The sequence below is a fragment of the Streptomyces sp. cf386 genome, from assembly GCF_900103585.1.
Taxonomy (GTDB): domain Bacteria; phylum Actinomycetota; class Actinomycetes; order Streptomycetales; family Streptomycetaceae; genus Streptomyces.
Genome location: NZ_FNHV01000016.1, coordinates 144,879 through 157,598, shown reverse-complemented (window position 1 = coordinate 157,598; position 12,720 = coordinate 144,879). Strand labels below are relative to the sequence as shown.

Sequence of the window (12,720 nt, the reverse complement as noted above, 5' to 3'; positions counted from 1 at the left end):
GAAAGGACACCTGACCGAGGAGTGGACAGATGACAGCCACGGACATCAGTGACGCCGACGCTCCCATCCTGCCCGAGGCCGGACTCCGCCAGTTCCGCGACGACGGCTTCACGGTCGTACGCGGGCTGTTCGGGTACGACGAGATCGACCGGCTCCGCGACCGGTTCACGGCACTGCACGCGGCCGGGCCGGTGCCCGGGCACTTCGAGCCGCGCCCGTCGGGCGGGGACCCGCTGGGTGTGTATCCGAGGGTGTTGCAACCGCACGAGATCGACGAGCTGTCCCTGCGGGTGCTGCTCGATCCGCGGTTGCGCGGCGTGTTGGAGGTGCTCCTCGGGGAGGAGGTGCTGGCCGCGCAGAGCATGTTCTACTTCAAGCCGCCCGGGGCCCGGGGGCAGGCGCTGCACCAGGACAACTTCTATCTGCGCGTCGAGCCGGGCACGTGTGTGGCGGCGTGGATCGCCTGCGATGTGATCGACCGGGACAACGGTGGGCTCGAAGTCGTCCCCGGCACGCATGAGATGGACCTGTTCTGCCCGGAGACGGCGGACGCCGAGGTGTCCTTCGCGCGGGAGTACGTCGCGCCTCCGGCGGGTTTGGCGGCGGTGCCGGTCGATATGGAGCCGGGGGATGTTCTGTTCTTCAACGGGAGTCTGGTGCATGGGTCGCAGCCCAACGGGACGGACGATCGGTTCCGGCGGTCGTTCATCGGGCACTATGTGGGGCGTTCGGCCGAGCGGATCGGGGCGTATTACCGGACGGTGTCGATGAGCGGCGATCGTGTGGCGTTGGACGAGAGTGACGGGGCGGGCCCGTGCGGTAGCGAGTTCGCGCCGTACGGGCCCCACTAGTACGTCGGCTGCGGGTTCGTTGCGGCTGGTCGCGCCCACGCGGCGGAGCCGCAAATCGACACAGCCCCACGCCCCTATCGGGGCGCTTCAGTGGCCGATGATCGGATGGGGAGCGTAGGGCTGCTCCAGCTCCTCCAACTCCTTCTCAGTCAACGCGAGTTCCACCGCACCCACCGCGTCCTCGATGTGCTGCGGCTTGGATGCGCCGATGATCGGGGCCGTCACCGTGTTCTGGTGGAGCAGCCAGGCGAGGGCGACCTGGGCGCGCGGGACGCCGCGTTCGCTCGCGACGCGGGTGACGGCGTCGACGACGACGCGGTCGCTGTCGGCGTACAGCCGGCTGCCGAAGTTGTCGCCCGCGCTGCGTTCGGTGACCGTGCCCCAGTCGCGGGTGAGCCGGCCGCGTGCCAGCGGGCTCCAGGGCAGGACGCCGACGCCCTGGTCCGCGCAGAGCGGCAGCATCTCGCGCTCCTCCTCGCGGTAGAGGAGGTTGTAGTAGTTCTGCATCGAGACGAACTTGGTCCAGCCGTGCCGCTCGGCCGTGTGCTGCATCTTGGCGAACTGCCACGCGTACATCGAACTCGCCCCGATGTAGCGCACCTTGCCCGCCCTGACCAGGTCGTGCAGGGCCTCCATCGTCTCCTCGACCGGGGTGTGCGGGTCGAAGCGGTGGATCTGGTACAGGTCGACGTAGTCGGTGCCGAGGCGGGCGAGGCTGTGGTCGATCTCCGTCATGATGGCCTTGCGGGAGAGGCCGGCGCCGTTGGGACCGGGCCGCATCCGGCCGTTCACCTTGGTCGCGAGGACGATCTCGTCCCGGCGGGCGAAGTCGCTCAGCGCCTTGCCGACGATCTCCTCGCTGGTGCCGTCGGAGTAGACGTTGGCGGTGTCGAAGAAGTTGATCCCGGCGTCCAGCGCCTGGCGGATCAGCGGCCGTGACGCCTCCTCGTCGAGGGTCCACTCGTGCACGCCTCGGTCGGGGAGCCCGTAGGTCATGCAGCCCAGACAGATCCGCGACACGTCCAGGCCCGTCGAACCGAGCTTCACGTACTGCATCGTTGCTGCTCCTGCCTTCGGGGTGGGGTACCAGGGGGAGCGTACGTCGTCATGTCCGGCGACCCCTGCTTTCCCGCCGCGCCCTTGACGACCGCCGTTCCCCGGCGCTTTGATCCGCCCTGCGCACTCGACTGACGGGGCCTACGAAGTCAGCCGGATCAGGAGCACACCGGGGGTGCGCGGCAGGGTCACCCGCAGTCCGTCTCCATCCCAGGCTGCCGTGCCGGCGTCCGGGGTGGAGGGGTGCAGGATCTCCGTACGCGCAGTGCGGCCCGCCAAATGCCGCACAGGAAGCCGTAGTTCAGCCTCCCCGCCGCGGCGCCACACGGTGATGCAGGAGGAACCGCCCGGCACCCGCATCCCGAGCGCCAGCCACTCGTCCGTCCACTCCGGCAGGCCGAGCGGCCAGAACGGAACGGCCGTAGCGAGCTCTCCCCGGATCGACTTGTACGTGCTCACCGCGTCCCGCACGAGCCCGAACTGCTGCTCCGACATCCGGTCCAGGTGACCGGACAGATGAATGCGGCCCAGCAGCGCCCCGCCCAGCGTGAAGTTGATCAGGTCGTCGTCGAACTCCGGCTGCGGGTAGGCCCAGACGGCACCCTGCTCGGGCGGGGCCGCGGTGGGTGCGGAGGCCGCGATGGGCGGATAGCTCAGGGGGTCCTGCTGGTCGCTGGTGGACTGGAGCTGGGCGACGGCGAGGGTGGCGCCGTCCATGCGCATGCCACCGGAGGCGCAGTTCTCGACGACCAGGCCGGGGTGGCGGTCCAGGACGTCGGACAGCCACTCCAGATAGGCCTGGGTATGGCCGAGCAGGCCCGCTCCCGGAGCGAGATCTCCCGGGGCGCAGGTTCCCGGGTCGACCACGATGTTGTAGTCCAGCTTGAGGTAGCCCACGCCCCAGGCGCCGACGATCCGGTCCACCGTCCTGTCGAGGTGGGCGCGGGCGGCCGGGTGGCGCAGATCGAGCTGGTGGCGGCCCTGTTCGGCGAGGCGCACACCGTCTCGCCGGAAGAAGGCCTCCGGCGGTAGCTCGGAGGCGATCGGGCTGCGTACGCCCACGACCTCCGGCTCCAGCCACAGCCCGGGCACCATGCCGCGCTCCCGGATCCGGTCCAGGACCACCCGGATCCCGCCGTCGGGAAAGCGCCGTGCGGACGGCAGCCAGGCGCCGACGCTGTCCCACCAGCCGCCGTCCGCCGAGTCGTCGTACCAGCCGGCGTCCACGCAGAAGTACTCGGCGCCCGCTTGCGCCGCCGCGTCGATCAGGGGCAGCAGCTTCTTTGTCGTCGGGTCGCCCATCAGCGTGTTCATGTAGTCGTTGAAGACGACGGGGAGCGTGCTGTGGTCCGGGTGCGGGCGGCGGACGGCGCGGCGATACGAGGTCAGAGCGCCCATCGCCGCGTCGAACCCGGGGCCGAGGGCGAGTGCGGCCGGCACGGTGGTGTGCTCCTCGCCCGGCGCGAGCCCGACCCGCCACTGGTGCTCGGCGTCGGTGGGGCCGTTCAGCGCCAGATAGCCGCCGCGCGCGTGTTCGCCCAGGTCCCAGCGCCAGCCGGCCGGGGACTCGATCTGCCACAGCCAGGTCCGGCCGCCGTCCCGTTCCGTCAGCGCGCCCATCGCGAGGTGGCCGTCGGTGGGCCAGCTGCCGCGCCCGGTGAGGACGAGGGCGGCCCGGCTGTCGTGCTGGTGGACCTGGACGTTGATGTCGGCGACGGTCGCGCGCAGTGGCTCGGCCCACCAACGGCACTCGGCGAGCCAGTCGTTGCGGGCCCGGTGCACATCGAGGGCGTCCGGCGAGGGAAGGCCGCCGAGGAGCAGGCTGCTGACGGACTGGACGACGAGGGGTTCCGTGCCCTCGTTGCGCAGCCGGACCCGGGAGCGGAGCACCGGCACCCCGGTGGGGGACGACAGCTCGACGAACGCCGTCAACCCGGTTGCCCGGTCGTGGAGTTCGATGGTCAGCCACTCCCACTCGGCGCGGCGACCGCTGTGGTGGGCCCGGTGGCGGAGCCGCGAACCGAGGGCGGTTCCGGTGAAGCGCGATCCGGACCAGCCGCTGCCATGGCCGAGGGCGGTCAACTCCACCAGCGGCAGGGCCGAATCGGGGTCCACCCGGTCACAGGGACCGCTGCCGAGCCGGACGATCCGCAGGGTGCCGTCCGGGGCGGTGGCGAACTCGACCGCCAATGCCGAGTGGCCCCAACTGAACGCATGTTCAGGCGAGTTGGAGACTTCACTCGTCGCGTCCGCCGTACCGGTCAAGGTACCTCCCCGCGTAAATCCATCGTTACGGTCTCTTGACGACCCCTGTGTGACCGGTCACAATCCTCGCATGAATGTGACCGGTCACACAAGGCGCCCGGCGAGCATCCGGGACGTCGCGAGCGCCGCCGGCGTCTCGTACCAGACCGTCTCCCGGGTGATCAACGGCCATCCCAGCGTCAAGCCCGCGACCCGGGAGCGGGTGCTCGCCGCCATCGACGAGCTGGGCTTCCGCCGTAACGCCACCGCGCTCGCCCTGGCCAGCGGACGCAGCCGGGCCGTGACCGTGCTCACCGCCAACACCACCCACTACGGCTACGCGTCGATCCTCCAGGGCGTCGAGGAGGCCGCCCGTGCCGCGTCCTACGCGGTCGGGATAGGCGTCCTGGAATCGGCGGACGAGGCCGCCGTCGCCGCCGACGTGCAGCGCGCGGCGGACGCGGGCGGCGGGCTGATCGTGATCGCCTACGATCCGGCCGGTGTCCGGGCCCTGGGTGCCGTCCCCGCCGAGCTGCCGGTCGTCGGCGTGATCGAGACCCCGGCGAGCCCGCCCGACCCCGGCCGCCCCTGGGTGTGGGCCGACGACCGCGAGGCCGCCTACCGGGCCACCCGGCACCTGCTCTCCCTCGGCCACGAGACCGTGCACTACGTCGCCATCCCGTCCAGCACCCGGCGCACCAGTGCCCGCACCACCGGCTGGCGGCAGGCGCTGAAGGAGGCCGGGGCACCGGAACCCCGTCCCGTGCAGGGCAGTTGGGGCCCGCCGGGCGGCCACGCCGCGGGCCGGAAGCTGGCGAAGGACCCGGCCGTCACCGCGATCCTGTGCGGCAACGACGACCTCGCACTCGGCGTGCTCCGCGCCCTGCACGAGGCCGGCCGGTCCGTGCCGGGCGAAGTGAGCGTGGCCGGGTTCGACGACGCCCCGCACTCCGCCTATCTGACCCCGTCCCTGACGACCGTACGCCTGGACTTCACCGGCCTCGGGCGGGCCGCCTTCGCCCTGCTGCACGGGGTGCTGGAGGAGTCCGCGCAGGTCGCCCCGCACCTCGTCTCCGTACCGGAGCTGGTGGTGCGGGAGAGCTCGGGGCCGCCGCCCTCCCGCGACTGAGATCTCGGTACCGCCGCACTGAACACCCCGTTCACGAAAGGCACTTGAGGTACGTGATGAAGACGAGAGCCCTCCCCGCGCTGGCCCTGATATGTGCCTGTGCCCTGGCCGCCACCGCGTGCAGCGACCCCACCGCGGGCGACTCCGGCACGGACGCCGAGCAGACCGCGGTGAATCCGACCGCCCGCCTGGACGGCGTGAAGCTGACCATGTGGACCGCGCAGAACACGGTCAACGCGCCCAAGCAGGTCGTCGAGGCCTTCGAGAAGGCCACCGGCGCCGAGGTCGAGACCCAGGCCATCCCGGACCCGTACGAGTCCAACGTGCCGACGAAGCTCGCGTCCGGCGACCGCCCCGACCTGATGTTCTGGCAGCCGTCCGTCTCCACGCTGCCCTTCGTCCAGCCGCAGCAGAACCTCCTCACCCTCGACGGGGAACCCTGGGAGTCCAAGCTCGGCGACACCGAGAAGTCGCTCGGTGTCATCGACGGCAAGCGGTACGCGGCGATCGTCACCAGCCCGGCCATGCTGGGCGTCTACTACAACAAGGACGTCTTCCAGCGGGCGGGCATCGCCGAGAAGGACTTCCCGAAGTCCTACGACGAACTGCTCGCGCTGGGCCGCAAGGTCGTCGACGACACCGACGCGGCCGGCTTCTACGAGGCCGGCGGCGACAAGTGGCCCCTGCAGTGGCAGACGCAGATCCAGCTCACCGACCTCGACCAGCAGTGGTGGGACGGGTTGAACGAGAACAAGGAGAAGTGGACCGATCCGGTCGTCGTCTCCGCGATCAAGAAGTACAAGGAGAGGCTGCTCGACGCCGGAGTCGCCCAGAAGAACTACCGCACCGGCACCTTCACCGGCCAGGCCGACGCCCTGTGGAAGGGCGAGGTCGGCATGGTCCTCAACGTCACCTCCTTCCAGAGTCAGTTGCAGGCCAAGTACTCCACCGCCGAGATCGACCGGGAGATCGGCTGGTTCCCGGTCGCCAACTCCTCGGCCACCGGCCTGTACTCCCCCGACCAGACCAACGGTGTCGTCGCCTTCAGGACCGGCGACGAGAAGCGGCAGAACGCCGCCCGGCAGTTCCTCGCCTTCTGGCTCGGCCCCGACTACGCCGACTACATCAAGGCGATGAAGATCCCGTCCGTGCAGCCGTCCGTGCCGACGCCCGACGGGCTCCCGCAGACGTCCAAGGACCAGGTCGCCGCCCTGCCCCAGGCCATCGGCGTCTTCCAGGCCAAGGCGATCGTGGCCCCGGACACCCACCTCTACCTCGCCGACATGATCTTCGACAAGAAGAACCCGCAGCAGGTCGCCCAGGCCATCCAGGACCAGTTCGCCCAGGTCGCCAAGGCCCAGGGCGCTCCCGGGTTCTGACCATGGCCCACACAGTCGTACGCGCCAAGCCCGCCTCGACGACGGGCGCGCCGAAGAAGGCGGGCCGTCTGCCCCGCGCCGCCGTGCACCATCCCTGGTGGTTCGCGCTCCCCGCGATCGTCGTCTTCGCGGGCTTCTTCCTGGTACCGAACCTGCTCAACTTCTATTACCCGTTCACCAATTGGTCCTCCTACCACGCGGACATCGCCTTCACCGGCCTCGACAACCTCCGGACCATCGCCGACGACGGCTCCCTGCTGCGCGCGATCCGCACGACCCTGCTGTACGCCTTGCTGGCCGCGGTGTTCCAGAACGCCTTCGGGCTCGTGCTGGCGCTGCTGCTGGAGGACGACACCCGCTTCAACCGGTTCTTCCGTGCCGTCTTCTTCCTGCCGGTGCTGATCTCGGCCCTCGCCACCGGCTACGTCTTCCAGGCCCTGCTCGACCAGGACGGCGCCCTCAACTCCGTGCTCGGCACGGACGTTCCCTGGCTGGGCTCGACGACGTGGACGCCGGTCGTCGTCACCCTCATCCACGGCTGGAAGTGGATGGGGCTGGCCATGCTGATCTATCTGGCCGGACTGAAGGGCATCCCGGGCGACATGCTGGAGGCCGCCCGGATGGACGGCGCCGGACCCTGGCGGACCTTCTGGTCGGTGCGTTGGCCGATGCTCGCGCCGGCCGTCACCTTCAACGTCACCACGGCGCTGATCGGTTCGATGAACACCTTCGACATCGTGCAGGCCACCACGGGTGGCGGGCCGGCGGCCGCCACGGAGGTCTTCAACATCTACATGTTCCGGATCTTCGGCCAGGGCCTGTACGCCCAGGCCTCCGCGATGAGCCTCGTCCTGTTCCTGGCCGTGGTCGCCGTGGCGATTCCGCTGGTCGTCGGCCTGAGGCGAAGGGAGCAGACGCTATGACGCGGGTGGCTCCGGCGTGGCGGTACGGCCGCCCGGCCCTCGTCCTGCTGCTGGCCGGTCTGGCGGTCGGCGTCCCGCTGTGGCTGGTCGCGGTCACCTCCGCCAAGCCGCAGGCGGAGGCCATCAAGCCCAACCTGGACCTGCCCCGGCACTGGCAGTCGGCGGCCAACTACGCGGACGCCGTCGGCCAGGGCGAGATGCTGCGCGGTTTCTTCAACTCCCTCCTCGTCGTGGTCCCGTCAGTCGTCCTGGTGCTGCTCCTCGGCGCGGGCGCCGCCTGGGTCTTCGCACGCCGCAAGTCGAAGCTGGTCTCGGCGGCGTACGCGCTGTGCATCAGCGGGCTGCTGCTGCCGCCCGCCGTCATCACCATCGTGATGGAGCTGCGGCAGCTGGGCCTGGCGAACACCCGCCCCGGAATGATCGCCGTCTACACCGGCATGTACCTGTCGACGTCGATCTTCTTCATGACCGGCTTCATCCGCGCCATCCCGATGGAGTTGGAGGAGGCGGCCCGGATCGACGGGGCGACACCGGCGCGGATCTTCTGGCGGATCGTCCTGCCCCTGCTCCGGCCGGTGATCGCCACCGCGACGATCATGGTGATGCTCTACGCCTGGAGCGATGTCTTCTACGCGTTCTTCGTCCTCGGCGGCGGAGAGCGGGCGACCCTGCCGCTCAACCTCTACCAGGTCGCCAGCGCCCAGCTCTACCTCAACAACTGGCATCTCGTCTTCGCGTACGTCGTGGTGATGAGCCTGCCCATGGTCGCCGTCTTCCTCGTCGGCCAGCGAAAGATCGTGTCCGGAATCACCAGTGGAGCCGTCAAGTGACCGGAGGTCCAGCAGCGTGATCGCCCCCACCCGCACGAGATCCCGCACCGCCTTGCTAGCAGCCGCACTTGGAGTAGCCGCCATGGCAGCCACCCTCCCCGCCACGGGGTCCGCAGCCGCCGCCGACCCGCAGCGCCTCACCATCGACCTCGCCGCCTCCGAGGGCCCGGTGATGCTCGGCGCCAACGGCGCGCTGTACGGGCTCAGCGACGACGGGGTGCCCAGTGACGCCGCGTTGGAGCCCTTGAAGGTCACCAGCATCTCGCAGAAGCCGGAGGGCGGTGCCCAGCACCCCAACGGCGACGCGCTCACCGTCTCGAAGTCGTTCTTCCGCAACGGCGGCGGCGAGATCAACGTGATGATGCAGGACATCTACGCCAAGTGGCCGTACGAGGACCTCGGCATCGACGACTACCTCCCCAAGGTCGACAGGATCGCCAAGGAGGTCGCCGCCGACCCGAACGGCGACCGCTTCGTCTACATCCCGTTCAACGAGCCCGACCAGATCTGGTACAAGCTCGGCGTCGCCGACCAGGCGCAGTACGAGGCCAACCGCGACCGGTTCTTCAATGACTGGAAGACGGTGTACCAGCGCATCCGCGCCATCAACCCCGACGCGCGCATCGCCGGCCCCAACGAAGCCGGCTACCACACCCGCCTGCTCAGGGACTTCCTCGCCTTCGCCAAGCGCGAGAACGTCCTGCCGCAGGTGATGACCTGGCACGAGCTGGGCTCCGGCTCGCTGCGCGACTTCCAGGCCCACTACGACGACTACCGCTCCCTGGAGCGGGAGGCCGGGATAGTCCCGCTGAAGATCAACATCGACGAGTACGCCAACCGCCGTGACCTGTCCGTGCCGGGGCAACTCGTGCAGTGGGTCTCGATGTTCGAGCGCAACAAGGTGTACGCCAACGCGGCCTACTGGGACGCGGCCGGCAACCTCAGTGGCCATGTCGTCCGCTCCAACATCCCCAACGGGGGCTGGTGGTTCTTCCGTTGGTACGCCGGACTGACCGGTGACACCGTCAAGGTGACCCCGCCTCGGGCCGACACCATCGACACCCTCCAGGGCCTGGCCTCTCTCGACACCTCGCGCCGCCAGGCCCAGGTGCTGCTCGGCGGCTCGGACGGCGACTCCGACGTCGTGGTGGAGAACGTCTCCCGGTCCGTCTTCGGCCGTACGGTCACCGCGACCGTCGCGGAGGCCGCCTGGTCGGGCTACGAAGGGCAGCACGCCACTCCGCGTGTCCTCGCCCGCACGAAGGTGAAGGTGGCGGACGACGGCACGGTGACCGTCCCGCTGCGCGGCATGCAGAAGATGTCCGCGTACCGGATCGTCCTCACCCCCGGCGGCACCGGCAGCCCCTCCCCCGCCTCCGTCCCCTGGTCGGCGTCGTACGAGGCCGAGACAGCAGCCATCACCGACGGCAGGGTCTACACCCAGGGCACCGTCGACAACGCCAACGGCTACGCGGCCTCGGGCACCAAGGACGTCGGCTCGCTCAACCAGGCCACCAGCAAGGTCGCCTTCACCGTCACGGCGCCGAAGAACGGGACGTACGACCTGGCGATCCTCTACGGCAACCAGTCCGGCCGCCCCGCCACCCAGCAGCTGTCCGTCGACGGCGGCACCCCGGTCACGGTGACCTACCCGTCCACCGAGAACTGGACCTACCGCGCCAAGAAGGACATCGGCGTGGACCTCTCGGCCGGCGCCCACACACTGACACTGGCCAAGGGCGACGCCGAGGTCACCCTCGACCGCATCGACCTGACCGCCCGCACCGCGGTGCCCTCCGCGCGCTACGAGGCCACGCTCGCCGACATCGGCGGCACGCCGTCCTACGACTACTCCTCCTCGGCCGGGGTGGGCACCGGCTCCCTCGTCCTGCGCTCCGGGGACAAGGCGGTGTTCGACGTCTACGCCCCGCGCGACGGCTACTTCACGGTCGTGCCGCAGACCACGGCGCCGGTGCGGCTCGCGCTGCACGGGGAGACGGTGACGGCGGCGCCCGGCAAGCCCCTGCGGCTCTACCTGGTGGCCGGCAACAACCGCGTCGCCCTGACCGCCCGGCACGCCGCCGTCCGCTCCCTCGACGTCTCGGGCAACGGCTCGGCCACCGGCGCGCTCTCCTACGAGGCCGCCTCGGCCGGCCTGGCGGGCGGCGCCGAGCTGGTCGACTCCCCGTACGCCTCCGCCGGCTCCTACATCGGCTCGCTCGGCAACAGCCCCGCGAACACCGCCGAGTTCACGGTGGACGCACCCCGGTCCGGCCGCTATGTGCTGGTCGTCCACTACGCCCACAACGACCGGCGGGACAACGGCCACGCCTACAACACGGACATCATGTCCCGTACGGCGGACATCACGGTCGGGGACGCCGCTCCCGTCAAGGCGACCTTCAAGAACACCTGGAGCACGGACGACTACTGGACGCTGGGCGTCCCCGTCGACCTGAGGAAGGGCTCGAACACGGTGACGTTCGGGAACGCGAGCGCGTGGGCCCCGAACATCGACCGGATCGAACTGGGCCGAGTGATCGGCTGACGGTCGCGACCGTCGCGGCGGTGACCCGGGACCCCGGTCGGGGCCCGGGTCACCGCTCCAGCAGGTCCAGCGCCCTCGCCCACCCGAACTCCGGCCGCCCGCCGTTCTCCCCCACCTCGCCGGTGTACGGCTCCCCGAAGCGCACGCCCATCCCCCGCAGCCGTATCAGGCTGTCCTGGTAGGCGGGATGGGCGGCCAGCGCGTCGGCGACGCAGGGCAGGGCGGCGATGGGGACGCCGAGGCCGTACGCCTCGCAGAGGGTGCCCAGGGCGAGGGTGTCGGCGATGCCGGCGGCCCACTTGTTGAGGGTGTTGAAGGTGGCCGGGGCGAGGACGACGGCGTCGGGGGGCGGGAAGGGGCGCGGATCGGCCGGTGTGCGCCAGGCCGAGCGGATCGGGCGGCCGGTCAGGGCCTCGACGGCGGCGATGTCGAAGAACCCGTTCATGGCGACCGGTGTCGCGATGACACCGACCTCCCAGTCCCGCTCCTGCGCGGCGCTGATCAGCTTGCTGACGTCGGCGGCGATCCCGGCGGCGCAGACGACGACGTAGAGGAAGGGCTTGCGGGCCTGTTCGGTCACCCGGGAACCCTACTCAAGGCCCTCGACCGGCCTATCGCCCTCAGCCGCCCTAGCGCACCGGGAAGGACAGCCCGCGCTCGTTCTCCGGGCGCGGCCCGAAGACACGGCGCTCCTTCTCCTCGATCGGCACGTCGTTGATGCTGGCCTCGCGCCGGGTCATCAGCCCGTGCTCGTCGAACTCCCACAGCTCGTTCCCGTACGACCGCCACCACTGGCCTTCGGCGTCCCGGCACTCGTACTGGAAGCGGACCGCGATGCGGTTGCCGTCGAAGGCCCACAGGTCCTTGCGCAGCGCGTACTCCCGCTCGCGGGCCCACTTCGCGGTGAGGAACTCGACGATCTCGGCGCGGCCGGTGACGAAGGTGCCGCGGTTGCGCCACACCGAGTCCTCGGAGTAGGCGAGGGCGACCTTGTGGGGGTCGCGGGTGTTCCAGGCGTCCTCGGCGGCCTGCACCTTCTGTGCGGCGCTCTCGCGGGTGAACGGGGGTAGGGGCGGGCGGTCGGTCATGTCATCCCTCCAGGGCCGGAACGGCCGGGCAGAACAAGGGAGAACGTGCGTTCTCCGGCGTGACTGCTACCGTAGGAGAACGCTCGTTCTCGCGTCAAGGAGAGGTCGTACATGGACAGCGCAACCGCCCGGGAGCAGGCACTGGACGCCGCCGAGAGCCTGTTCTACGGGCGCGGCATCCAGTCCGTCGGCATGGACGACATCCGGGGCGCGTCCGGGGTCTCGCTCAAGCGGCTCTATCAGCTCTTCCCGGCGAAGGAGCAGTTGGTCGAGGCGTATCTGGAGCGGCGCGACGTGCGCTGGCGCGGGCGACTCGCCGAGTTCGTCGAACGGGAGCCGGACCCCGAGCGGCGGATCCTGGCCGTCTTCGACTGGCTGGAGGAGTGGTTCGGCGAGAAGGACTTCCGCGGGTGCGCCTGGATCAACTCCTACGGCGAGCTGGGCGCCCGGTCGGAGCGGGTGGCGGACCAGGTCCGGGCACACAAGCGGGCGTTCCGCGAGTATCTCGCCCATCTGGTGGCCGGAGCCGAACTGCCCGCGGCACTGACCGGGCCGCTGTACCTGCTGGCCGAGGGCGCCATGGTCACGGCGGGGATCACGGGCAGTACGCGATCGGCGGCGGAGGCGCGGGAGGCGGCGCGGTCGCTGCTGGCGGCGCGCTGAGAAAGGGTG

11 protein-coding genes are annotated in these 12,720 nt (G+C 70.3%); 7 read left to right on the top strand and 4 right to left on the bottom strand.

Translation table 11 applies throughout. The features are described 5' to 3' along the window. Nucleotides 1-29: 29 nt before the first annotated feature. Nucleotides 30-851: a phytanoyl-CoA dioxygenase family protein gene (locus BLU79_RS34520; protein ID WP_093909921.1), complete on the top strand. Its 822-nt coding sequence runs from the start codon at nt 30-32 to the stop codon at nt 849-851. Nucleotides 852-938: 87 nt separating this feature from the next. Here the strand turns inward: BLU79_RS34520 and BLU79_RS34515 are convergent, their stop codons facing one another. Next, a complete protein-coding gene (locus tag BLU79_RS34515; RefSeq protein ID WP_093909920.1) occupies nt 939-1,907 on the bottom strand; it encodes an aldo/keto reductase in 969 nt (322 codons plus the stop codon). 141 nt (nt 1,908-2,048) lie between these two features. Beyond that, nucleotides 2,049-4,172 carry an alpha-galactosidase gene (locus BLU79_RS34510; protein WP_093909919.1) on the bottom strand — a complete coding sequence of 708 codons (2,124 nt, stop codon included), beginning with the start codon at nt 4,170-4,172 and terminating at the stop codon, nt 2,049-2,051. Nucleotides 4,173-4,242: 70 nt separating this feature from the next. On the opposite strand from BLU79_RS34510, the gene BLU79_RS34505 reads away from it, so the two are divergent. From BLU79_RS34505 to BLU79_RS34485, 5 genes are all read left to right on the top strand, one after another. Beyond that, nucleotides 4,243-5,280, top strand: a complete 1,038-nt coding sequence (locus tag BLU79_RS34505) for a LacI family DNA-binding transcriptional regulator (protein WP_177001291.1) — start codon at nt 4,243-4,245, stop codon at nt 5,278-5,280. A 56-nt stretch (nt 5,281-5,336) separates the two neighbouring features. Further along, nucleotides 5,337-6,659, top strand: a complete 1,323-nt coding sequence (locus tag BLU79_RS34500) for an ABC transporter substrate-binding protein (protein ID WP_093909917.1) — start codon at nt 5,337-5,339, stop codon at nt 6,657-6,659. 2 nt (nt 6,660-6,661) lie between these two features. After that, the gene (locus tag BLU79_RS34495; RefSeq protein ID WP_093909916.1) at nt 6,662-7,582 is read left to right on the top strand and encodes a carbohydrate ABC transporter permease; all 921 of its coding nucleotides are present in this window, start codon (nt 6,662-6,664) and stop codon (nt 7,580-7,582) included. After that, complete coding sequence (locus tag BLU79_RS34490) at nt 7,579-8,412, top strand: carbohydrate ABC transporter permease (RefSeq protein WP_093909915.1); 834 nt, start codon at nt 7,579-7,581, stop codon at nt 8,410-8,412. Before BLU79_RS34495 ends, BLU79_RS34490 begins: the two co-directional genes overlap by 4 nt. A gap of 82 nt (nt 8,413-8,494) precedes the next feature. Then, a complete protein-coding gene (locus BLU79_RS34485; protein ID WP_093909914.1) occupies nt 8,495-10,960 on the top strand; it encodes a CBM35 domain-containing protein in 2,466 nt (821 codons plus the stop codon). A 49-nt stretch (nt 10,961-11,009) separates the two neighbouring features. Here the strand turns inward: BLU79_RS34485 and BLU79_RS34480 are convergent, their stop codons facing one another. Together BLU79_RS34480 and BLU79_RS34475 are read right to left on the bottom strand one after the other, a co-directional pair. After that, nucleotides 11,010-11,540 (bottom strand): flavoprotein, encoded by a 531-nt coding sequence (locus BLU79_RS34480; RefSeq protein WP_093909913.1) that lies wholly within the window; start codon nt 11,538-11,540, stop codon nt 11,010-11,012. Between the two features lie 49 nt (nt 11,541-11,589). Next, nucleotides 11,590-12,048: a nuclear transport factor 2 family protein gene (locus BLU79_RS34475; RefSeq protein ID WP_093909912.1), complete on the bottom strand. Its 459-nt coding sequence runs from the start codon at nt 12,046-12,048 to the stop codon at nt 11,590-11,592. A gap of 111 nt (nt 12,049-12,159) precedes the next feature. Here BLU79_RS34475 and BLU79_RS34470 point away from each other — a divergent pair, with 111 nt between their 5' ends. Further along, nucleotides 12,160-12,711, top strand: coding sequence for a TetR/AcrR family transcriptional regulator (locus tag BLU79_RS34470; protein WP_093909911.1), 552 nt, complete (start codon nt 12,160-12,162; stop codon nt 12,709-12,711). The last annotated feature ends 9 nt before the right edge of the window (nt 12,712-12,720 follow it).

Excerpts from the sequence above, each read along its gene's own strand:
- BLU79_RS34520 (WP_093909921.1), top strand. The coding sequence starts at position 30 with ATGACAGCCACGGACATCAGTGACGCCGACGCTCCCATCCTGCCCGAG.
- BLU79_RS34515 (WP_093909920.1), bottom strand. The coding sequence starts at position 1,907 with ATGCAGTACGTGAAGCTCGGTTCGACGGGCCTGGACGTGTCGCGGATC.
- BLU79_RS34505 (WP_177001291.1), top strand. The coding sequence starts at position 4,243 with ATGAATGTGACCGGTCACACAAGGCGCCCGGCGAGCATCCGGGACGTC.
- BLU79_RS34500 (WP_093909917.1), top strand. The coding sequence starts at position 5,337 with ATGAAGACGAGAGCCCTCCCCGCGCTGGCCCTGATATGTGCCTGTGCC.
- BLU79_RS34495 (WP_093909916.1), top strand. The coding sequence starts at position 6,662 with ATGGCCCACACAGTCGTACGCGCCAAGCCCGCCTCGACGACGGGCGCG.
- BLU79_RS34490 (WP_093909915.1), top strand. The coding sequence starts at position 7,579 with ATGACGCGGGTGGCTCCGGCGTGGCGGTACGGCCGCCCGGCCCTCGTC.
- BLU79_RS34485 (WP_093909914.1), top strand. The coding sequence starts at position 8,495 with ATGGCAGCCACCCTCCCCGCCACGGGGTCCGCAGCCGCCGCCGACCCG.
- BLU79_RS34475 (WP_093909912.1), bottom strand. The coding sequence starts at position 12,048 with ATGACCGACCGCCCGCCCCTACCCCCGTTCACCCGCGAGAGCGCCGCA.
- BLU79_RS34470 (WP_093909911.1), top strand. The coding sequence starts at position 12,160 with ATGGACAGCGCAACCGCCCGGGAGCAGGCACTGGACGCCGCCGAGAGC.